16 protein-coding genes are annotated in these 18,883 nt (G+C 72.1%); 9 read left to right on the plus strand and 7 right to left on the minus strand.

Features of this window, described 5'->3' with window-relative positions:
* Positions 1 to 65 precede the first annotated feature (65 nt).
* Positions 66 to 1,166 (plus strand): calcium:proton antiporter, encoded by a 1,101-nt coding sequence (locus tag B1H29_RS27555; protein WP_055416373.1) that lies wholly within the window; start codon positions 66 to 68, stop codon positions 1,164 to 1,166.
* Between the two features lie 12 nt (positions 1,167 to 1,178).
* Here B1H29_RS27555 and B1H29_RS27560 read toward each other — a convergent pair whose 3' ends face one another.
* Complete coding sequence (locus B1H29_RS27560) at positions 1,179 to 2,225, minus strand: S66 family peptidase (RefSeq protein ID WP_055416372.1); 1,047 nt, start codon at positions 2,223 to 2,225, stop codon at positions 1,179 to 1,181.
* Positions 2,226 to 2,329: 104 nt separating this feature from the next.
* Here B1H29_RS27560 and aroQ point away from each other — a divergent pair, with 104 nt between their 5' ends.
* Complete coding sequence (aroQ, locus tag B1H29_RS27565) at positions 2,330 to 2,803, plus strand: type II 3-dehydroquinate dehydratase (protein ID WP_055416371.1); 474 nt, start codon at positions 2,330 to 2,332, stop codon at positions 2,801 to 2,803.
* Between the two features lie 79 nt (positions 2,804 to 2,882).
* Here aroQ and B1H29_RS27570 read toward each other — a convergent pair whose 3' ends face one another.
* Both B1H29_RS27570 and B1H29_RS27575 read right to left on the minus strand, forming a co-directional pair.
* Positions 2,883 to 3,539: an MBL fold metallo-hydrolase gene (locus tag B1H29_RS27570; RefSeq protein WP_055416370.1), complete on the minus strand. Its 657-nt coding sequence runs from the start codon at positions 3,537 to 3,539 to the stop codon at positions 2,883 to 2,885.
* A 49-nt stretch (positions 3,540 to 3,588) separates the two neighbouring features.
* Positions 3,589 to 4,275 (minus strand): maleylpyruvate isomerase family mycothiol-dependent enzyme, encoded by a 687-nt coding sequence (locus B1H29_RS27575; RefSeq protein WP_055416369.1) that lies wholly within the window; start codon positions 4,273 to 4,275, stop codon positions 3,589 to 3,591.
* Between the two features lie 223 nt (positions 4,276 to 4,498).
* Here B1H29_RS27575 and uvrA point away from each other — a divergent pair, with 223 nt between their 5' ends.
* Positions 4,499 to 7,540, plus strand: coding sequence for an excinuclease ABC subunit UvrA (gene uvrA, locus B1H29_RS27580; protein WP_055416368.1), 3,042 nt, complete (start codon positions 4,499 to 4,501; stop codon positions 7,538 to 7,540).
* Positions 7,541 to 7,610: 70 nt separating this feature from the next.
* Here the strand turns inward: uvrA and B1H29_RS27585 are convergent, their stop codons facing one another.
* Positions 7,611 to 8,180, minus strand: a complete 570-nt coding sequence (locus tag B1H29_RS27585; protein WP_055416367.1) for a YceI family protein — start codon at positions 8,178 to 8,180, stop codon at positions 7,611 to 7,613.
* Positions 8,181 to 8,281: 101 nt separating this feature from the next.
* Between B1H29_RS27585 and B1H29_RS27590 the strand changes: the two genes are divergently transcribed.
* Positions 8,282 to 9,145 carry a helix-turn-helix domain-containing protein gene (locus B1H29_RS27590; protein WP_055416366.1) on the plus strand — a complete coding sequence of 288 codons (864 nt, stop codon included), beginning with the start codon at positions 8,282 to 8,284 and terminating at the stop codon, positions 9,143 to 9,145.
* 58 nt (positions 9,146 to 9,203) lie between these two features.
* Here B1H29_RS27590 and B1H29_RS27595 read toward each other — a convergent pair whose 3' ends face one another.
* Both B1H29_RS27595 and B1H29_RS27600 read right to left on the minus strand, forming a co-directional pair.
* Positions 9,204 to 10,112, minus strand: a complete 909-nt coding sequence (locus B1H29_RS27595) for a carbohydrate kinase family protein (RefSeq protein ID WP_055416365.1) — start codon at positions 10,110 to 10,112, stop codon at positions 9,204 to 9,206.
* Positions 10,093 to 11,235: a LacI family DNA-binding transcriptional regulator gene (locus B1H29_RS27600; protein WP_079160503.1), complete on the minus strand. Its 1,143-nt coding sequence runs from the start codon at positions 11,233 to 11,235 to the stop codon at positions 10,093 to 10,095. Before B1H29_RS27600 ends, B1H29_RS27595 begins: the two co-directional genes overlap by 20 nt.
* Positions 11,236 to 11,463: 228 nt before the next feature.
* Between B1H29_RS27600 and B1H29_RS27605 the strand changes: the two genes are divergently transcribed.
* The gene (locus B1H29_RS27605) at positions 11,464 to 11,889 is read left to right on the plus strand and encodes a Rieske (2Fe-2S) protein (protein WP_055416364.1); all 426 of its coding nucleotides are present in this window, start codon (positions 11,464 to 11,466) and stop codon (positions 11,887 to 11,889) included.
* 329 nt (positions 11,890 to 12,218) lie between these two features.
* Here the strand turns inward: B1H29_RS27605 and B1H29_RS27610 are convergent, their stop codons facing one another.
* On the minus strand, positions 12,219 to 13,169 hold the full coding sequence (locus B1H29_RS27610; protein WP_055416363.1) for a hypothetical protein: 951 nt from the start codon (positions 13,167 to 13,169) through the stop codon (positions 12,219 to 12,221).
* Positions 13,170 to 13,571: 402 nt separating this feature from the next.
* On the opposite strand from B1H29_RS27610, the gene uvrC reads away from it, so the two are divergent.
* From uvrC to whiA, 4 genes are read left to right on the plus strand one after another with little or no spacing between them, the layout of a single operon-like run.
* The gene (gene uvrC / locus B1H29_RS27615; RefSeq protein WP_055416362.1) at positions 13,572 to 15,707 is read left to right on the plus strand and encodes an excinuclease ABC subunit UvrC; all 2,136 of its coding nucleotides are present in this window, start codon (positions 13,572 to 13,574) and stop codon (positions 15,705 to 15,707) included.
* Positions 15,704 to 16,720: an RNase adapter RapZ gene (rapZ, locus tag B1H29_RS27620; RefSeq protein WP_055416361.1), complete on the plus strand. Its 1,017-nt coding sequence runs from the start codon at positions 15,704 to 15,706 to the stop codon at positions 16,718 to 16,720. Before uvrC ends, rapZ begins: the two co-directional genes overlap by 4 nt.
* Complete coding sequence (locus B1H29_RS27625; protein ID WP_055416360.1) at positions 16,717 to 17,808, plus strand: gluconeogenesis factor YvcK family protein; 1,092 nt, start codon at positions 16,717 to 16,719, stop codon at positions 17,806 to 17,808. Before rapZ ends, B1H29_RS27625 begins: the two co-directional genes overlap by 4 nt.
* Complete coding sequence (gene whiA / locus B1H29_RS27630) at positions 17,799 to 18,788, plus strand: DNA-binding protein WhiA (RefSeq protein WP_055416359.1); 990 nt, start codon at positions 17,799 to 17,801, stop codon at positions 18,786 to 18,788. The genes B1H29_RS27625 and whiA overlap by 10 nt, the downstream gene beginning before the upstream one ends.
* The last annotated feature ends 95 nt before the right edge of the window (positions 18,789 to 18,883 follow it).

The raw sequence follows: 18,883 nt of genomic DNA on the forward strand, positions 1-18,883 counted from the left end.
GAACGCGGCCTCCGGTCCGTGTGACAGAGAGTGCGGGGGTCATCTCTCTCTGCGACGATCTCCGCATGGTCACTCGACCCAGGACGCTCGTCACACAGTGGACGACCGTGACGCCCGTGATCGCGGTCGTGCTCCTGGCCTTCACGTGGGGGCGCGAGGTGCCCGGGGCGGTCGTCGCGCTGCTGACGATCGTCCTCGCGGTGGCCGTACTGGCCGCCGTGCACCACGCCGAGGTGGTCGCCCACCGGGTCGGCGAGCCTTTCGGCTCCCTGGTTCTCGCCGTCGCCGTCACGGTCATCGAGGTCGCGCTCATCGTGACCCTCATGGCGGACGGCGGCGACAAGAGCGCGACGCTGGCCAGGGACACGGTCTTCGCGGCCGTGATGATCACGTGCAACGGTGTGGTCGGCCTCAGTCTCCTGGTCGCCTCCCTGCGGCACGGCACCGCGGTGTTCAATCCGGAGGGCACCGGCGCGGCCCTCGCGACGGTCGCGACCCTGGCCACCCTCAGCCTCGTGCTGCCGACGTTCACCACCAGCGCTCCCGGACCGGAGTTCTCCACCGTCCAACTGACCTTCGCCGCGCTCTCCTCGCTGGTCCTCTACGGCCTGTTCATCGCGACCCTCACGGTGCGGCACCGCGACTACTTCCTGCCGATCACCCGCCAGGGAGGAGTGATCGCAGCCGAGGACCATGCCCACGCACCGTCCGCCCGCACCGCCCTGACCAGCCTGGGGCTGCTGGCCATGGCCCTGATCGGCGTGGTCGGCCTGGCCAAGGGGGTGTCGCCCACCATCGAGGGCGGAGTGGATGCCGCCGGGCTGCCCCACGCCGTCGTCGGCGTCATCATCGCCCTGCTGGTACTGCTTCCCGAGACCATCGCCGCCCTGCGCACCGCGCGCCGCGACCGCGTGCAGACCAGCCTGAACCTCGCGCTCGGCTCGGCGATGGCCAGCATCGGCCTGACCATCCCGGCGGTCGCCCTGGCCTCCGTATGGCTCTCCGGACCGCTGGTCCTCGGCCTCGGCTCCACCCACATGGTGCTGCTCGCCCTGACCGTGGTGGTGGCCTCGCTGACGGTCGTGCCGGGGCGCGCCACACCCCTGCAGGGAGGCGTCCACCTGGTGCTGTTCGCGGTGTATCTGGAGCTCGCCGTCAACCCGTAGGCGGACGGAGCGTCAGTACGTGACGGTGATGCGACGGGCCGGCCCGTCGACCCGTACGGTGCCCCCGTACGGGATGACGACCTGCGGGTCGGTGTGGCCGAAGTCCACGTCGAAGACGATCGTGGCCTCGGGGGCATAGTCCCGCATCGCCCGCAGTACCGCCTCGCGCTGGTCCGCCGCGTACCGGGCGGCCTCCTCGGGATTGTCGGGGTGCTCGAAGGACCACGTCTTCGGGCGGGCCATCAGCAGCGCGGAGAAGCGCCGGAGCAGGCCGCGCTCGCCCATGTTGCGCAGGGTGCGGAAGACGTCTGTGGCGCTCGGCAGCTCCTCGGAGGTCTCCAGGAGCAGCACGCCACCGTCGTACTCCGCCGGGTCTCGTGCGATCTCACGGTCGGCCATCAGCAGCCAGCCGAGGATCTCCAGACAGCCGCCCCAACTGCGCCCCTCGGTCACCCGGTCGGCGTTCACCCAGGACCAGCCCGACCCCGGCCGCAGCGCGGGCTCCTCGTCGAAGGTCGCGGGGTCGGCCCAGTCGCGGTTGATGTCGTTCCAGCGCTCGGCGGGCCGCAGCTCGTAGGGGCCCGGGGTGAACAGCGCCGCGCGCAGGGAGTCGGCGGTCTGCGGGTGCATGGCGCCGGGACGTCCCAGCTCGACCATGACGCTCGCGCCGTGGAAGCCGACGATGCCGGTGTTGCGCAGGTAGGCGAGCAGGTTCGTGTTGTCGCTCATGCCGAAGAACGGCTTCGGGCCGGCCCGGATCAGCTCCCGGTCCAGCAGTGGCAGCACGGTGATCTGGTCGTCACCGCCGATCGACGCGATCACGGCCTTGATCCCGGGGTCGGCGAAGGCCGCGTGGACGTCGGCGGCCCGCTCCGCGGGTGTCGAGCCCATTTTCCGGGTGGCCGGATACTCGACCGGCTCCAGCCCGTACTCCTCGCGCAGCCGTTTCAGGCCCAACTCGTAGGGCACCGGGAAGAGTCCCGGCAGCCCCGAGGCGGGCGATATCACTGCGACACGGTCGCCGGGCGAGGGCTTGGGCGGGTACGTGATCGGCGTCATGGACGGAGGGTACGACCGGCCGTACGGGCGGCGCACCGTGATAAACCGGGGTCCGAGCAGCGGTCGCGCAAGGGCTGCCGCACCCCGAACGGACCGGAGGAACCGTGCCCCGCACCCTGGCCAACGCCCCGATCATGATCCTCAACGGCCCCAACCTGAACCTGCTGGGTCAGCGACAGCCGGAGATCTACGGCTCCGACACCCTCGCCGACGTCGAGGCACTGTGTGTGAAGGCGGCCACGGCACGCGGCGGCACGGTGGACTTCCGGCAGTCCAACCACGAGGGCGAACTGGTCGACTGGATCCACGAGGCCCGGCTGCACCACTGCGGGATCGTGATCAATCCCGCCGCCTACTCGCACACCTCCGTCGCGATCCTGGACGCGCTCAACACCTGCGACGGGCTGCCGGTGGTGGAGGTCCACATCTCCAACATCCATCAGCGCGAATCGTTCCGGCACCACTCCTACGTGTCGCAGCGCGCCGACGGGGTGATCGCGGGGTGCGGTGTCCAGGGGTACGCGTTCGGCGTGGAGCGGATCGCGACGCTGGCGGGGACGGGCCGGGCCCAGGCCTGAGCCGCCGGGGCCGCCGGCCGAGGGCGGGAACCGGAGTACCGGCGGCCCGCGAACGCGTCGGACGAGGCGCCTGCGGCGGTCACCAGCCGCGTGCGCGCCACTGCGGCAGATGCGGCCGTTCCGCGCCGAGCGTGGTGTCCTTGCCGTGCCCCGGGTAGACCCACGTCTCGTCCGGGAGCACGTCGAAAACCTTGGTCTCGACATCGTGGATCAGGCTCGCGAACGCCTTCGGGTCGTTGTGTGTGTTGCCCACACCGCCCGGGAAGAGACAGTCCCCAGTGAACACATGGGGGTGCCCGTGCGGGTCGTCGTACACCAGGACGATGGAGCCCGGCGTGTGCCCGACCACGTGGCGCGCGGTGAGTTCCACCCGCCCCACCCGGATCGTGTCGCCGTCGTCGACCGGGACGTCGGTCGGCACGGGGATGCCCTCGGCGTCGTGCCGGCCCGCGTAGGTGCGGGCGCCGGTGGCCGCGACGACGTCGGCGAGCGCCTGCCAGTGGTCGCCGTGCCGGTGGGTGGTGACGACGGACGCGATGCCGCCGTCACCGATCGTGCCGAGCAGTGAGTGCGCCTCGTTCGCGGCGTCGATCAGCAACTGCTCGTCGGTGGCCCGGCAGCGCAGCAGATAGGCGTTGTTGTCCATCGGGCCGACCGCGACCTTGGTGATCATCAGGTCCTTGAGCTCGTGCACGTCGGCGGGGCCGCCGACGTGCACCTCTCCGCTGTACGTCATGACCGCCAGCCTAGCGCCGGACGGCGGTCCGAAGACCGTCGTCCACGGGCTACAGCGGGGGCAGCGACGGCAGCGGGCCGCCCTGCACCGACAGCGCGGATCCCTCACGGCGCCCGGCGAGCCAGCCGAGCAGGTCGGCGGGAGGGCCGGTGACGGTCACCTCGGGGCCGCCCCCCTCCCGGCCCGTGCTCCACGCGCGCGTGCCGTCCGAGAGCCGGGCGGGCGGCACGTCCGGGTGCCCGGTGAACCGGGCGGCCAGGAACCCGGTCTCCCGTTCCGTGAACTCCGCCGGAAGATCCTCCAGCTCGTACCCGATGCCCAGGTCCACGTGGTGCAGCTCCACCTCGGCCCAGCGCCGGAACGGCACCCGGGAGGCGGAGTCGGTGATCCCGTTGCGCAGCTCCACCGTGCGGGACCAGTCCGCGGGCGCGGCGGAGACGTCCTGGAACCGGGCCGCGCTCTCGCGCACGTCGGCGAGGTGGGCGTCGAGGGGGCGCGGGGCGTCGCGCTCGATGTCGGCGTCCCGGGCCTCGCCGGAGACGTACATGGGGCGTCCTTCGAGGACGTTCACGAGGGCGTCGGCGTTGCGGGCGAGGTGGGCGAGGACGTGGCCGCGGGTCCAGCCGGGAAGCCGTGACGACTCCGTCACGGACGCGTTGTCCAGTTTCCCGACCCCGGTGAGCAGCCGGTCGGTAGCGTCACGTACAGACGCCAGGTCATGAGCGTGATCAATCATGCTGCTGACCCTAGACCGAGCACCACCTTCGGGTGAAGGTGGTGGACAGTGCCCGCAAATCGAATGCACGTGCTATATGGTCGGGTGCGGCGTCGGGCATGCTGGGGAGTCGGGGTTTGTTGACAACCGGTGAATCCGACCGGCGTTGTCAGTGGCTCCCCCTAGTCTGAGGAAGACGGGGGCCTCGCCCCTGTCACTTCTCTCAAGAAAGGTGCGGACCGGCGTGGCCGACCGTCTCATCGTCCGTGGCGCGCGCGAGCACAACCTGAAGAACGTCTCGCTCGACCTGCCTCGTGACTCGCTCATCGTCTTCACGGGCCTGTCCGGGTCGGGCAAGTCCTCCCTGGCCTTCGACACCATCTTCGCCGAGGGCCAGCGGCGCTACGTGGAGTCGCTCTCCTCCTACGCCCGGCAGTTCCTCGGCCAGATGGACAAGCCGGACGTCGACTTCATCGAGGGCCTCTCCCCGGCGGTCTCCATCGACCAGAAGTCGACCTCGCGCAACCCGCGCTCCACGGTCGGCACCATCACCGAGGTCTACGACTACCTGCGCCTGCTCTTCGCCCGCATCGGCAAGCCGCACTGTCCCCAGTGCGCCCGGCCGATCACGCGCCAGTCGCCGCAGGCCATCGTCGACAAGGTCCTGGAGCTGCCGGAGGGCAGCCGCTTCCAGGTGCTGTCGCCGCTGGTGCGCGAGCGCAAGGGCGAGTTCGTCGACCTCTTCGCCGACCTCCAGACCAAGGGCTACTCCCGCGCGCGGGTGGACGGCGAGACCATCCAGCTCTCCAACCCGCCCACGCTGAAGAAGCAGGAGAAGCACACCATCGAGGTGGTCGTCGACCGCCTCACGGTCAAGGACTCCGCCAAGCGGCGCCTCACCGACTCCGTGGAGACCGCGCTCGGCCTGTCCGGCGGCATGGTCGTGCTCGACTTCGTCGACCTCCCCGAGGACGACCCCGAGCGCGAGCGCATGTACTCCGAGCACCTGTACTGCCCGTACGACGACCTGTCCTTCGAAGAGCTGGAGCCCCGCTCCTTCTCCTTCAACTCGCCCTTCGGCGCCTGCCCCGACTGCTCCGGCATCGGCACGCGCATGGAGGTCGACGCGGAGCTGATCGTCCCCGACGAGGACAAGTCCCTCGACGAGGGCGCCATCCACCCCTGGTCGCACGGACACACCAAGGACTACTTCGGCCGACTCATCGGTGCCCTCGCGGACGCTCTGGGCTTCCGGACGGACATCCCCTTCGCGGGCCTGCCGCTGCGCGCCCGCAAGGCCCTGCTGTACGGCCACAAGACCCAGGTCGAGGTCCGCTACCGCAACCGGTACGGGCGCGAGCGCCGGTACACCACGGCCTTCGAGGGCGCGATCCCGTTCGTCAAGCGCCGGCACAGCGAGGCCGAGAGCGACGCCAGCCGCGAGCGCTTCGAGGGCTACATGCGCGAGGTGCCCTGCCCCACCTGTGCGGGCACCCGGCTGAAGCCGCTCGTCCTCGCGGTCACGGTCATGGGCAAGTCGATCGCCGAGGTCTCGGCGATGTCCATCAGCGACTGCGCGGACTTCCTGGGCGAGCTGAAGCTCAGCGCACGTGACAAGAAGATCGCCGAGCGTGTGCTGAAGGAGGTCAACGAGCGGCTGCGGTTCCTGGTCGACGTCGGCCTGGACTACCTCTCGCTGAACCGCGCGGCCGGCACCCTCTCCGGCGGCGAGGCGCAGCGCATCCGCCTGGCCACCCAGATCGGCTCCGGACTCGTCGGCGTGCTGTACGTCCTCGACGAGCCGTCCATCGGCCTGCACCAGCGCGACAACCACCGGCTGATCGAGACCCTGGTCCGGCTCCGCGACATGGGCAACACGCTCATCGTCGTCGAGCACGACGAGGACACCATCAAGGTCGCCGACTGGATCGTCGACATCGGCCCCGGAGCCGGCGAGCACGGCGGCAACGTGGTGCACAGCGGCTCCCTCAAGGAGCTGCTCGACAACGCCGAGTCACAGACCGGCCTGTACCTGTCCGGCAAGAAAGCCATCCCGCTGCCCGACATCCGGCGCCCGCGCGACCCCTCCCGTCAGCTCACCGTGCACGGCGCCCGCGAGAACAACCTCCAGGACATCGACGTGTCCTTCCCGCTCGGCGTGTTCACGGCGGTCACCGGCGTCTCCGGCTCCGGCAAGTCGACCCTGGTCAACGACATCCTGTACACGCACCTGGCGCGCGAGCTGAACGGCGCCCGGAACGTGCCCGGCCGGCACACGCGCGTGGACGGCGACGACCTCGTCGACAAGGTCGTCCACGTCGACCAGTCGCCCATCGGCCGCACCCCGCGGTCGAACCCGGCGACGTACACCGGAGTCTTCGACCACATCCGCAAGCTGTTCGCCGAGACGACGGAGGCGAAGGTCCGCGGCTACCTGCCGGGCCGGTTCTCCTTCAACGTCAAGGGCGGCCGCTGCGAGAACTGCTCGGGCGACGGCACGATCAAGATCGAGATGAACTTCCTCCCGGACGTCTACGTCCCGTGCGAGGTCTGCCACGGCGCCCGGTACAACCGGGAGACCCTGGAGGTCCACTACAAGGGCAAGTCCATCGCCGACGTCCTGAACATGCCGATCGAGGAGGCGACCGACTTCTTCGAGGCGGTCCCCGCGATCTCCCGGCACATGAAGACGCTGAAGGACGTCGGCCTCGGCTACGTCCGGCTCGGCCAGTCCGCGACCACCCTGTCCGGTGGTGAGGCCCAGCGCGTGAAGCTCGCCAGCGAGCTGCAGCGACGCTCCACCGGACGCACGGTCTACGTCCTGGACGAGCCGACCACCGGTCTGCACTTCGAGGACATCAGCAAGCTGCTGACGGTCCTGGCCGGCCTGGTCGACAAGGGCAACACGGTCATCGTCATCGAGCACAACCTCGACGTGATCAAGACCGCCGACTGGGTCGTCGACATGGGCCCCGAAGGTGGCGCCGGCGGTGGCCTGGTGGTCGCCGAGGGCACCCCCGAGCAGGTCGCGGCCGTTCCCACCAGCCACACCGGCAAGTTCCTGCAGGACGTCCTCGGCGCCGACCGGGTGAGCGACGCGGTCGCGGTGAAGGCCCCGCGCAGGACGGCGAAGACGGTGGCGGCCAAGGCCACCGCCAAGAAGACCGCCACCAAGGCGGTCACCGGCACGGCCGCGAAGAAGACCGCCACCAAGGCGGCCAAGAAGGCCACCACGAAGGTGACCAAGCCCGCCGCGAAGAAGACCACGCGGACGAGCAAGGCCTGAACCGCCAGTCGCGCCGGGCGCCACGGACGATCCCGTGGCGCCCGGCGCGGCGTGTGCCCACCCCACGGACTCAGGCAGTCGCCGGTTCCACGAACTGCATGTCGAGCTGGATCTTCACCACCTCTCCGAGCAGCCCGGGAGCGAAGTCCAGGCCGAACTCGCTGCGCCGGATCTCACCCGTCGCCTCGAACCCGGCGTGCCGGCCGTCGCCGCCGGGCATGGATCCCAGCCCGCCGAACTCCACAGCGAGCGTCACCGGACGGGTCACGTCGCCGATGGTCAACTCGCCCTCCATGGTCCAGTCCTCGCCCTCGCCCGACACCCGGGTCGAGCGGTAGGCCATCGTCGGCCGCTTCGCCACGTCGAGCAGGTCGGAGGCGCGTACGTGTGCGTCCCGGTCGGCGTTCCCGGTGTCGATGGAGGCCAGGTCGACCGTCGCGGACACCCGGACGTCCTCGACCCGCTCCCCGACGAACAGTTCGGCCCGCACGCCGCCGAAGCGCCCCCGCACCTTGGCGATGCCGAGATGGCGGACGGTGAAGTTCACGGCGGAGTGGAACGGGTCCATAGCCCACCGGCCGGGGGCGATCGGCAGGGGAGTGGTGGGAGTGGCGGTGGTGCCGGAGATGTCATTCGTCATGCCCTCAACCCTGCGGCGACCGCGCCCCCGCAGGGAGACCGGCCCGAGCGTGGTAGTCGCAGGGCCACCCTCTCGCCCGCGCGCATTGGTACGTTCCAGACGTGAACGACAACGAGTTGGGCACCTTCCTGCGGACCTGGCGCGAGTCCGTCACCCCCGCCGAGGTGGGGCTGCCCGCCGGTCCCCGCCGCCGCACCCCCGGCCTGCGCCGCGCCGAGCTGGCCACGCTCGCCGGCGTCAGCGTCGAGTACCTCACCCGGCTGGAACAGGGCCGCGACCGCAACCCGTCCGTCCAGGTGCTCGGCGCCCTCGCCGACGCGCTGAACCTGTCGCTGCGGGACCGGATGCTGCTGCGCCGCCTGACCAAGGAGGCCGACGGCGGCGACCCGCTGCTGTGCGCCGCGGCCCCGCCCCTCAGTCGCGGCGCGCGCCCCACCGTGCGGGCCGTACTGGACCGCCTGGAGCCCACCCCCGCCGTGGTGCTCAACTGGATCGGCGACGTCCTCGCCCACACCGGCGGCTACGCTCGGCTGACCGGCCCGATCGGGCTGCTCGACGAGGAGCGGCCCAACCTGCTCCGGTACCTGTTCACCGACGAGCGGGCCCGCGCCGCCTATCCCGACTGGGACCGCGTGGCCGACGACCTGGTCGCCCAGCTCCGGCACGAGGCCCCACTGCGGGACCCGTACGTGGCCGAGCTGGCCGACGAGCTGACGGTGACGGCCGGGGCGGTCTTCGCCGACCGGTTCGCCGACCTCGGCGCGGCCCCGCGGCGTGTCGGGACCCAGCACGTCGAGCACCCGGAGGCCGGCCCCCTGCGGCTGTCGCACGAGACGCTCGCGCTTCCCGAGGAGGGCCAGCGCATCGTCGTACACCTGCCCGCGGACGACGCCACGGCCGCGGCCCTGGACCGCCTCAACGGCCGCCGACCCGGTGCCCTGCGGGCGGTACGGCCGGCGGGCTGACGACCGGCCGAGACCGAGACCGAGACCAGGGCCGGTGCCGGACCGGCGCCGTTGGCGCTCAGACGGCCACCTCGTGGGCGTACGGCGGCTCCGCGCCCGCCCGAGAACAGGTGACCGCCGCCGCGCGGGCGGCGAAACCCAGCAGCTCCGCCCAGCCCTCCGTCCCCAGACCGGCCACGGCCCCGTCGTCGAGGGCGTCGCGTACGGCGAGTCCGTGCAGCAGCGCCGCGTTGACCGTGTCGCCCGCGCCGATCGTGTCCACCACCTCGACCCGCTCGCCCGGCACCGCGTACTCGCCGCCGCCACGGGTGTACGCCGTCAGCCCGGCTCCGCCCCGGGTGACCACGACCGCCGCCGGACCGGCAGCCAGCCACTCCTGGGGCGTGCCGCCCAGCCACTCGGCGTCCTCGGCGGACAGCTTCAGCAACGACACCGACGGCAGCCAGCTCTTGAACCGGGCCCGGTAGGCGTCCGGGTCCGGAATCAGACCGGCCCGGATGTTCGGGTCCAGCGCGGTGAACACGCCCCGCGCGGCCGTCTCGCGCAGCAACTCCTCGTAGGCGCTCGCTCCCGGCTCCAGCACCAGGGAGCAGGTCCCGAAAGAGACCGCCCGGGTACCGGCCGGCAGCGCGGCGGGCACCGAGAACAGCCGGTCCGCCGTCCCGTCCACGTAGAAGGAGTACGCGGCCGAACCGTCCGCGCCCACCGAGGCCACGGCGAGCGTCGTCGGCTCGACCCCGCGCTGCACCGGTGAGAGGTCCACGCCGGTCTCGCGCAGCCGGTCCAGCAGCGCCTCGCCGAAGGCGTCGTGCGACACCCGGGAGCAGAAGGCGGCGGGTGAGCCGAGGCGGCCGAGCGCGACGGCCGTGTTGTACGGCCCGCCGCCGAGGGCAGGCCGCAGCGCGGCGAGGGCACCCGTGCCCTGCGGTACCAGGTCGATCAGTGCCTCACCGGCGACGACGATCACGGGAGACTCCTTTCGTGAGCCTTTCGGAGGCTCGCTCGGACTGCTGAGGTTGATCGGACTTCTCGGATTTCTCGGACTTATCGGACTGCCGGGGCTGCTCGGACCGCTCGGGGCAGCCGCAGGAGGTGCGGTGGACGAAGGTGCAGGGCAGCCGCACGGTCCGCACGGGGCGGTCCGGCGCGGCGAGGCGGTCCAGCAGCAGCCGCACGGCCTGGGCGCCGAGCTCCCTGCTCGGCTGTGCGACGACGGTGAGCCTGGGCGTGAAGAGGTCCGCCCACGCGAAGTCGTCGAAGCAGCACAGCGCGAGGTCACCGGGCACGGACAGGCCGCGGTCCCGCAGGGCGCGCAGCGCACCGATGGTCATCGCGTTGTTGGCGGTGACCACAGCGGTGGGCGGCACAGCCAGGGAGAGCAGGTCCGCCGCGGCCCGTTCACCGCCTGCCGCCTCGGAGTCGCCGTGGACCAGGAGCCGTTCGTCGTACGGCAGCCCGGCGGCGGCGAGGCCGTGCCGGTAACCGGTGATCCGCTCGCTTGTCGTGCTGAGCCCCGGCCGGCCCGCGACCAGGCCGATCCTGCGGTGACCGAGCCCGGCGAGATGGGTGACCAGCCGGGTCGTCGGCTCGGCGCTCTCGGCGCACACCTGGTCGAAGCGTGGGGCTCCGTCGCCCTTCGGCACGTCCACGACCCGGTCCAGGAACACGGTCGGCATCCGGTGGCGGCCGAGGTAGGCGACGAGGTCGCGCGGGTCGGCGGAGGGCGCGACGATCATGCCGTCCACGCGCCGCTCGTGCAGGAGCTGGACGACCTTGCGCTCATGGGCCGGATCGTCGTGCGGGTCCGCGATGAGCAGGCTGTAACCGTGCTCCAGGGCGCCGGCCTCGACGCCCTGGAGGATCTCCGTGAAGTAGGGGTTGCTGATCGCCGACACCGAGAGCCCGATGGAGCGGGTGCGGGAGGTGACCAGGGAGCGGGCGAGGGTGTTCGGGGTGTAGCCGAGCTCCTCGACGGCGTCCAGCACCGCCCGGCGGGTGTGCGGCAGTACCGGGCGGGTGTCGTTGAGCACGTGCGAGACGGTCGCCACGGAGACCCCCGCGCTCCGTGCGACATCGGCCATGGTCGCCATCCCGCCGCCCCTCCTTTCGTCCTTTCGCGTACGGCCGCGCGTCGGTCTCCGCACCACTTCCGCGCGTACTGGCCGGGACCGTACCCCATCAGGGGCGGGCGCGTAAACGCTTGCGCAAGCGTTTACGCGCGCTCCCGGCAGCCCCGGCGTCAGGGTGACCCGCCCTCGAAGGAAGCGACGACCGCCGGATATCGTCGCCCTGCACATCCCCTGACCAGTGGAGACCTCATGCCCGGCCGTCCCGCCCCGAGCCGCCGTACCGTTTTGCGCTCGGCGGCCCTCACGCCCGTCGCCGGACTCGGTCTGGCCGCCTGCTCACCGGGCGAGGACGGTGCCGCGCCCGCGAGGCCGACCGGGCCCGTCGACCTCGGGGCGGACGGCGAGGTGGCCACGGGCGCGGCCAAGCTCTACCGGGACGCGAACGTGGTGGTCAGCCGGGCCGAGGACGGTTCCCTGAAGGCGTTCAGCACGGTATGCACGCACGCGCGGTGCCCCATCAACAAGCTGGAGGGGACGAAACTGGTCTGCCCCTGCCACGGCAGCGAGTTCGACGCACGGACCGGCGAGGTGCTGCACGCCCCGGCAAGCGTGCCGCTCATGGAACTCTCGGTCGAGGTGAAGCGGGGCCGGATCATCGCGAGCCCCGACATCTGATCCGTACCCGGCCCCCGGCGGTCCGCCCCCGGCCCCGGTGACTCACTCCCGACCCGACCCGACCCGACCCGACCCGACCCGACCTGGCCGACCCGACCCCGCCCCAGCGTCCGCAGCCCCCTGGGGCGCTCTGCCGGAGGTCCCCGCCGGTCCGACCGCGGCCCCGGCGCCCCGCTTCCGGCGCCACGTCCCCCTTCCGGCCTCCGGCGATCCCTCGGCGCCCCGCGGCACCCAGCGACCCGGTGACCCCAGTCCCTGGAGCCCCCGGCGCCCCCGCAGAGCTCCGGCGACCCCGTCAGGGCATCCAGGCACCACCAGTCCCACCGGAATCACTCCCAGTCCCACCCGATCCCCAGCATCCCCGACCGCACCCGCGGCTCCACGAGGTGCACCGAGTGGTGCCGTCCGCTGAGGGCCAGCTCCTGCCGGCCGCCGCGTGGTGCCGCCGGTGAGTGCTGCGTGAACCGGTGGCAGCGCACCGGGAGGGCCGCGGCCTCGAACCGCACCTGGAGCGCGTACTGTCCGCCCGCCGACCCGAACCCGCGGACGTACTCGCGCGACACTCCCGCCGTGCCGTCCTCGACGCCGTAACGGAAGAGGTAGGTGTCCCCGGCCCGCAGGCGCGTGTCGAAGAGCAACTCGATCACGAGCACTCCGGTGTCGTGGTGGGTGCGGACGCGTCCCGTACGGCAGTTCTCCAGCGCGTGGACGGTCATCCGCGCGGGAGCGCATCCCGGGTCGCCGTGGTGGACGGCGACGAAGCGGTCGACGCCGTCGCGGTGGGCGCGGACGATGTGCTGCGACTCGCGGCCCGCCAGCTCGCGGCGCGGCCCGATCCGGATCCGCTCGTGGTGCCCGAGGGTGTGCACCCCGCCGTCCGACGACGGATGGTCCAGCTCGGCCAGCAGCCGGTCCAGGACGCCGGAGGCCTCCACGTAGGCGCGGTAGGAGCGGCCCGCGGGCCGCTCGGCCGAGGTGTCCTCGTCGGCCTCGGCCAGCAGGCGGATCAGGGACTCCTCCGGCAGTTGCAGTATCTCCTCCAGCGCTCGGACGGCCCGCAGCGACTCCGGGCGCTGGGGGCGCCGTGCGCCCTGCTGCCAGTAGCTCAGACTCGTGACGCCCACCCGCACCCCGTGGCGCGACAGATGGTGCTGCACGCGCTGGAGCGGCAGTCCGCGAGCGGCGATCGCGGCCCGCAGGGCGACGTGGAAGGGGCCACCGCGCAGGGCCGAGTCGAGTTCGGCGGTGGCGACGTCCGCGTGCTGGGTGGCGTGCGGCATGCAGGGGCCTTTCTGTGAAGTCCACAACGGCTGGTCAGACCGTTCGACGCGGATCCCTCGAAAGGGTCCGTCGGGGCCGCCGCCCCCGTTGCGGCACAGAGATACGGCGACACAGAGAATCTGCACATCCGTCCGCCGCGCTTCAGGGCCCCGAGTCCCCCCGCATTGAAGCGTGTTGACCACGGCCCGACAACACCTGACGCCCGACCGCGACGCGCTCCTGGCCGAGAACACACCGGCACACGGTTCCCAGGGCACCCGGCGTGACCGACCGGCCCCGGACCGTCCCCTCCCGGCCCGTCCCAGGTCGTCCACGGCGGCCCCGGCCCGTCGTCCACAGGGGCCCGGCCCGTCGTCCACAGCCCCGCCGGAGTGTCGGTCCCCGCCAGTAGGGTGTGAGTCATGGCCGACCCCTCCAGCTACCGCCCCAGGCCGGGTGAGATCCCGGACTCCCCGGGGGTGTACAGGTTCCGTGACGAGCACCGCCGGGTGATCTACGTCGGAAAGGCGAAGAGCCTGCGCCAGCGCCTGGCGAACTACTTCCAGGACCTGGCGAACCTGCACCCCCGCACTCGCACCATGGTCACCACGGCCGCGTCCGTGGAGTGGACCGTGGTGTCCACGGAGGTCGAGGCGCTGCAGTTGGAGTACTCCTGGATCAAGGAGTACGACCCCCGGTTCAACGTGAAGTACCGCGACGACAAGAGCTACCCCTACCTCGCGGTGACGATGAACGAGGAGTTCCCGCGCGTGCAGGTGATGCGCGGCCACAAGAAGAAGGGCGTGCGCTACTTCGGCCCGTACGGACACGCCTGGGCGATCCGCGACACGGTCGATCTGCTGCTGCGTGTCTTCCCGGTGCGCACCTGCTCGGCCGGCGTCTTCAAGAACGCCGCCCGCACCGGCCGGCCCTGTCTGCTCGGCTACATCGGCAAGTGCTCGGCGCCCTGCGTCGGCCGGATCTCCCCGGACGACCACTGGGACCTGGCCGACGAGTTCTGTGACTTCATGACCGGCCGCACGGGGACCTACCTGCGCCGCCTGGAGAGGCAGATGGCCGAGGCGGCCGACGAGATGGAGTACGAGCGGGCCGCGCGCCTGCGCGACGACATCGGGGCCCTGAAGAAGGCCATGGAGAAGAGCGCGGTCGTGCTCGCCGACGCGACCGACGCCGACCTGATCGCGGTCGCCGAGGACGAGCTGGAGGCGGCCGTCCAGATCTTCCACGTGCGCGGCGGACGCGTGCGCGGCCAGCGCGGCTGGGTCACGGACAAGGTGGAGGAGATCACCACCGGCGCCCTCGTCGAGCACGCCCTCCAGCAGCTCTACGGCGAGGAGACCGGCGATGCCGTCCCCAAGGAGGTCCTGGTCCCCGCCCTGCCCGACCCGGTGGAGCCGGTCCAGCAGTGGCTGGCGGAGCGCCGCGGTTCGGGTGTCTCGCTGCGCATTCCGCAGCGCGGCGACAAGAAGGCGCTGATGGAGACCGTCCAGCGCAATGCCCAGCAGGCGCTCGTCCTGCACAAGACCAAGCGTGCCTCCGACCTGACGACGCGCTCACGCGCGCTGGAGGAGATCGCCGACGCACTGGGCCTGGACAGCGCGCCGCTGCGGATCGAGTGTTACGACATCTCGCACCTCCAGGGCGACGATGTCGTGGCCTCCATGGTCGTCTTCGAGGACGGGCTGGCCCGGAAGAGCGAATACCGCAGGTTCCAGATCAAGGGGTTCAGCGGACAGGACGACGTCCGTTCCATGCACGAGGTCATCACCCGCCGCTTCCGCCGCTATCTCGCCGAGAAGGAGAGGACCGGAGAGTGGGCGGACGGGGTCGACGGGGCCGACGGGGGCGACGGGGCCGACGGGGCGGCAGCCGACGGGGGCGACGGGGCGGCAGCCGACGGTGGCGAGCAGCTCACCGACGGACCGGCGCTGAAGGACGACGACGGCCGCCCCAAGCGCTTCGCCTACCCGCCCCAACTCGTCGTCGTCGACGGCGGGCAGCCGCAGGTCGCGGCGGCCCAGCGGGCCCTGGACGAGCTCGGCATCGACGACATCGCCGTCTGCGGACTCGCCAAGCGGCTGGAGGAGGTCTGGCTGCCCCGGGAGGACGACCCGGTCGTCCTGCCCCGCACCAGCGAGGGCCTGTACCTGTTGCAGCGGGTCCGCGACGAGGCCCACCGCTTCGCCATCACCTACCAGCGCGCCAAGCGGGCCAAGCGCTTCCGCTCCAGCCCGCTGGACGACGTACCGGGCCTCGGGGAGACCCGCAAGCAGGCGTTGATCAAGCACTTCGGTTCGGTGAAGAAGCTCAGGTCGGCGACGATCGACCAGATCCGCGAGGTGCCCGGCATAGGCCGCAAGACGGCGGAGACCGTCGCCGTGGCCCTCGCCCGGTCCACCCCGGCCGCGCCCGCCGTGAACACGGCGACCGGAGAGATCATGGATGACGAGGACGGGGTACCCGAGACGACGGCGGATGCCCCGGGGGAGCCCGTGTCCGCGGGCACCCCGGACGAACGACGGGGGCAGGAGAGATGACCGAGCACGAGACACAGACCACAGCGGGGCGAGAACAGGCCCACGGCGCGACCGGCGAGGAGGCGGGCCCGCAGACGGCCGCTTCCGAGCGGCGCCAGGACGACGGAGCACAGGTGAGTACGGGCAAGGAAACAGCCGGGGCGCACGAGGCGGCCATCCCCGAGCTGGTGATCATCTCCGGCATGTCCGGGGCCGGCCGCTCGACGGCGGCCAAGTGTCTGGAGGACCTGGGCTGGTTCGTCGTCGACAACCTCCCGCCCGCGCTGATCCCCACCATGGTGGAGCTCGGCGCCCGCTCGCAGGGCAACGTGGCACGGATCGCGGTCGTCGTCGACGTCCGCGGCCGGCGCTTCTTCGACAACCTGCGCGAATCCCTCGCGGACCTCGACTCCCGCGGGGTCACCCGGCGGATCGTCTTCCTGGAGTCCTCCGACGAGGCACTGGTACGCCGCTTCGAGTCGGTGCGCCGCCCGCACCCCCTCCAGGGCGACGGCCGCATCGTCGACGGCATCGCCGCCGAGCGGGAACTGCTGCGCGAGCTGCGCGGCGACGCCGACCTGGTGATCGACACCTCCAGCCTCAACGTGCACGAGCTGCGCGCCAAGATGGACGCCCAGTTCGCCGGCGAGGAGGAGCCCGAGCTGCGGGCCACCGTCATGTCCTTCGGCTTCAAGTACGGCCTCCCGGTCGACGCCGACCTGGTCGTGGACATGCGCTTCCTGCCCAACCCGCACTGGGTCCCGGAGCTGCGCCCGTTCACCGGCCTGAACGAGGAGGTGTCCTCGTACGTCCTCAACCAGCCCGGGGCCAAGGAGTTCCTCGACCGCTACACCGAGCTGCTCCAGATGATCGCCGCGGGCTACCGTCGGGAGGGCAAGCGCTATGTGACCGTCGCCGTCGGCTGTACCGGCGGCAAGCACCGGTCCGTGGCCATGTCGGAGAAGCTCGCCGCCCGGCTCGCCGCCGAGGGCGTGGAGACGGTGGTCGTCCACCGGGACATGGGACGGGAATGACAGGACGTACTCCGCGGCTGAGCAGGCTGCGCCGGGTGGTGCCCGAAGGACGCGGCGGCAGACCCGCCGAAGCCCGCGCCGCCCGGCCCGAACAGGCGCGCGGCGGCAAGCCGCGCCGCCGGGGCGCCCAGCCCAAGGTCGTCGCCCTCGGCGGCGGCATGGGCCTGTCCGCCTCGCTCGCCGCACTGCGCCGGATCACCGGCGACCTCACCGCCGTCGTCACCGTGGCCGACGACGGCGGCTCCAGCGGGCGCCTGCGCGACGAGCTGGGCGTCCTGCCGCCCGGCGACCTGCGCAAGGCGCTGGCCGCGCTGTGCGGCGACGACGACTGGGGCCAGACCTGGGCCCGCGTCATCCAGCACCGCTTCCAGTCCCAGGGCGACCTGCACGAACACGCCGTCGGCAATCTGCTGATCGTCGCCCTGTGGGAGCAGCTCGGCGACCACGTCCAGGCGCTGGACCTGGTCGGCAAGCTGCTCGGCGCGCACGGGCGGGTGCTGCCCATGTCCGCCGTGCCGCTGGAGCTCCAGGCCCTGGTCAAGGGGCACCACCCGGAGCGGCCCGACGAGGTGGACACCGTGCGGGGGCAGGCGACCGTGGCGCTCACGCCCGGCGAGGTGCAGTCCGTGCACCTGGTGCCGAACGACCCGCCCGCCGTCCCCGAGGCGGTCGACGCCGTCCTGGACGCGGACTGGGTGGTGCTCGGCCCCGGCTCCTGGTTCTCCTCGGTCATCCCGCACCTGCTCGTGCCCGATCTGCTGGACGCGCTCGTCGAGACGAAGGCCCGCCGGGTGCTTTCCCTGAACCTCGCCCCGCAACCCGGAGAAACCGAGGGCTTCTCCCCGCAGCGTCATTTGGAGGTTTTGGGACGACACGCCCCTAAACTCGCCCTGGACGTGGTGCTGGCCGACGAGGCCGCCGTGCCCGACCGTGACTCGCTCGCCGACGCCGCGAAACGGTTCGGCGCCGCGGTCGAACTGGCTCCGGTCGCCCGGACCGACGGGACCCCGAGGCACGACCCGGAGCTGCTGGCCGCCGCGTACGACCGTATTTTTCGGATGCATGGAAGGATCGGCCCATGGCGATGACGGCAGCGGTGAAGGATGAGATCTCCCGGCTCCCCGTCACCCGGACCTGCTGCAGAAAGGCGGAGGTCTCCGCCCTTCTGCGGTTCGCCGGCGGCCTTCACCTGGTGAGCGGGCGCATTGTGATCGAGGCGGAGCTGGACACCGTGCGGGCGGCCCGGCGGCTCAAGCAGGACATCCTGGAGATCTTCGGGCACAGCTCCGAGCTGATCGTGATGGCGGCGGGCGGATTGCGCCGCGGTTCGCGTTACGTCGTACGGGTGGTCGCGGGCGGTGACCAGTTGGCCCGTCAGACCGGCCTGGTGGACGGCCGGGGCCGCCCGATCCGCGGCCTGCCGCCGCAGGTGGTCTCGGGGGCCACCTGCGACGCCGAGGCCGCCTGGCGCGGAGCCTTCCTGGCGCACGGTTCGCTCACCGAGCCCGGCCGCTCCTCCTCCCTTGAGGTGACCTGCCCGGGCCCCGAGGCCGCGCTCGCCCTGGTCGGCGCCGCCCGCCGGCTGTCGATCCCCGCCAAGGCCCGCGAGGTGCGCGGCGTGGACCGGGTCGTCGTCCGTGACGGCGACGCGATCGGCGCGCTGCTCACCCGGCTCGGCGCCCACGACGCGGTGCTGGCCTGGGAGGAGCGGCGGCTGCGGCGCGAGGTCCGCGCCACCGCCAACCGCCTCGCCAACTTCGACGACGCCAACCTGCGCCGCTCGGCCCGCGCGGCCGTCGCCGCCGGTGCCCGGGTCCAGCGCGCCCTGGAGATCCTCGCCGACGACGTGCCCGAGCACCTCGCCGCCGCGGGCCGGCTCCGCATGGAGCACAAGCAGGCCTCCCTGGAGGAGCTGGGCGCCCTCGCGGACCCGCCGCTGACCAAGGACGCCGTCGCCGGCCGCATCCGCCGACTGCTGGCCATGGCCGACAAGCGGGCCTCGGACCTCGGTATCCCCGGCACGGACGCCAACATCGGCGAGGAGCTCGCCGACAACCTCGTCGGCTGACCGGACGCGCGAACCTCGTCGGTCGGCTGACCGGACGCGCGTCGGCCCACCGCACACGGGCCGTCGAGGAGCCGGTGCGGGCGCCCGCTCGGGTG

The organism is Streptomyces pactum (assembly GCF_002005225.1).
In the GTDB taxonomy this organism is placed as follows: Bacteria; Actinomycetota; Actinomycetes; order Streptomycetales; family Streptomycetaceae; genus Streptomyces; species Streptomyces pactum_A.

Excerpts from the sequence above, each read along its gene's own strand:
- B1H29_RS27605 (WP_055416364.1), top strand. The coding sequence starts at position 11,464 with ATGCCCGGCCGTCCCGCCCCGAGCCGCCGTACCGTTTTGCGCTCGGCG.
- rapZ (WP_055416361.1), top strand. The coding sequence starts at position 15,704 with ATGACCGAGCACGAGACACAGACCACAGCGGGGCGAGAACAGGCCCAC.
- B1H29_RS27610 (WP_055416363.1), bottom strand. The coding sequence starts at position 13,169 with ATGCCGCACGCCACCCAGCACGCGGACGTCGCCACCGCCGAACTCGAC.
- B1H29_RS27600 (WP_079160503.1), bottom strand. The coding sequence starts at position 11,235 with ATGGCGACCATGGCCGATGTCGCACGGAGCGCGGGGGTCTCCGTGGCG.
- B1H29_RS27570 (WP_055416370.1), bottom strand. The coding sequence starts at position 3,539 with ATGACGTACAGCGGAGAGGTGCACGTCGGCGGCCCCGCCGACGTGCAC.
- B1H29_RS27625 (WP_055416360.1), top strand. The coding sequence starts at position 16,717 with ATGACAGGACGTACTCCGCGGCTGAGCAGGCTGCGCCGGGTGGTGCCC.
- B1H29_RS27585 (WP_055416367.1), bottom strand. The coding sequence starts at position 8,180 with ATGACGAATGACATCTCCGGCACCACCGCCACTCCCACCACTCCCCTG.
- uvrC (WP_055416362.1), top strand. The coding sequence starts at position 13,572 with ATGGCCGACCCCTCCAGCTACCGCCCCAGGCCGGGTGAGATCCCGGAC.
- B1H29_RS27560 (WP_055416372.1), bottom strand. The coding sequence starts at position 2,225 with ATGACGCCGATCACGTACCCGCCCAAGCCCTCGCCCGGCGACCGTGTC.
- whiA (WP_055416359.1), top strand. The coding sequence starts at position 17,799 with ATGGCGATGACGGCAGCGGTGAAGGATGAGATCTCCCGGCTCCCCGTC.
- B1H29_RS27555 (WP_055416373.1), top strand. The coding sequence starts at position 66 with ATGGTCACTCGACCCAGGACGCTCGTCACACAGTGGACGACCGTGACG.
- B1H29_RS27575 (WP_055416369.1), bottom strand. The coding sequence starts at position 4,275 with ATGATTGATCACGCTCATGACCTGGCGTCTGTACGTGACGCTACCGAC.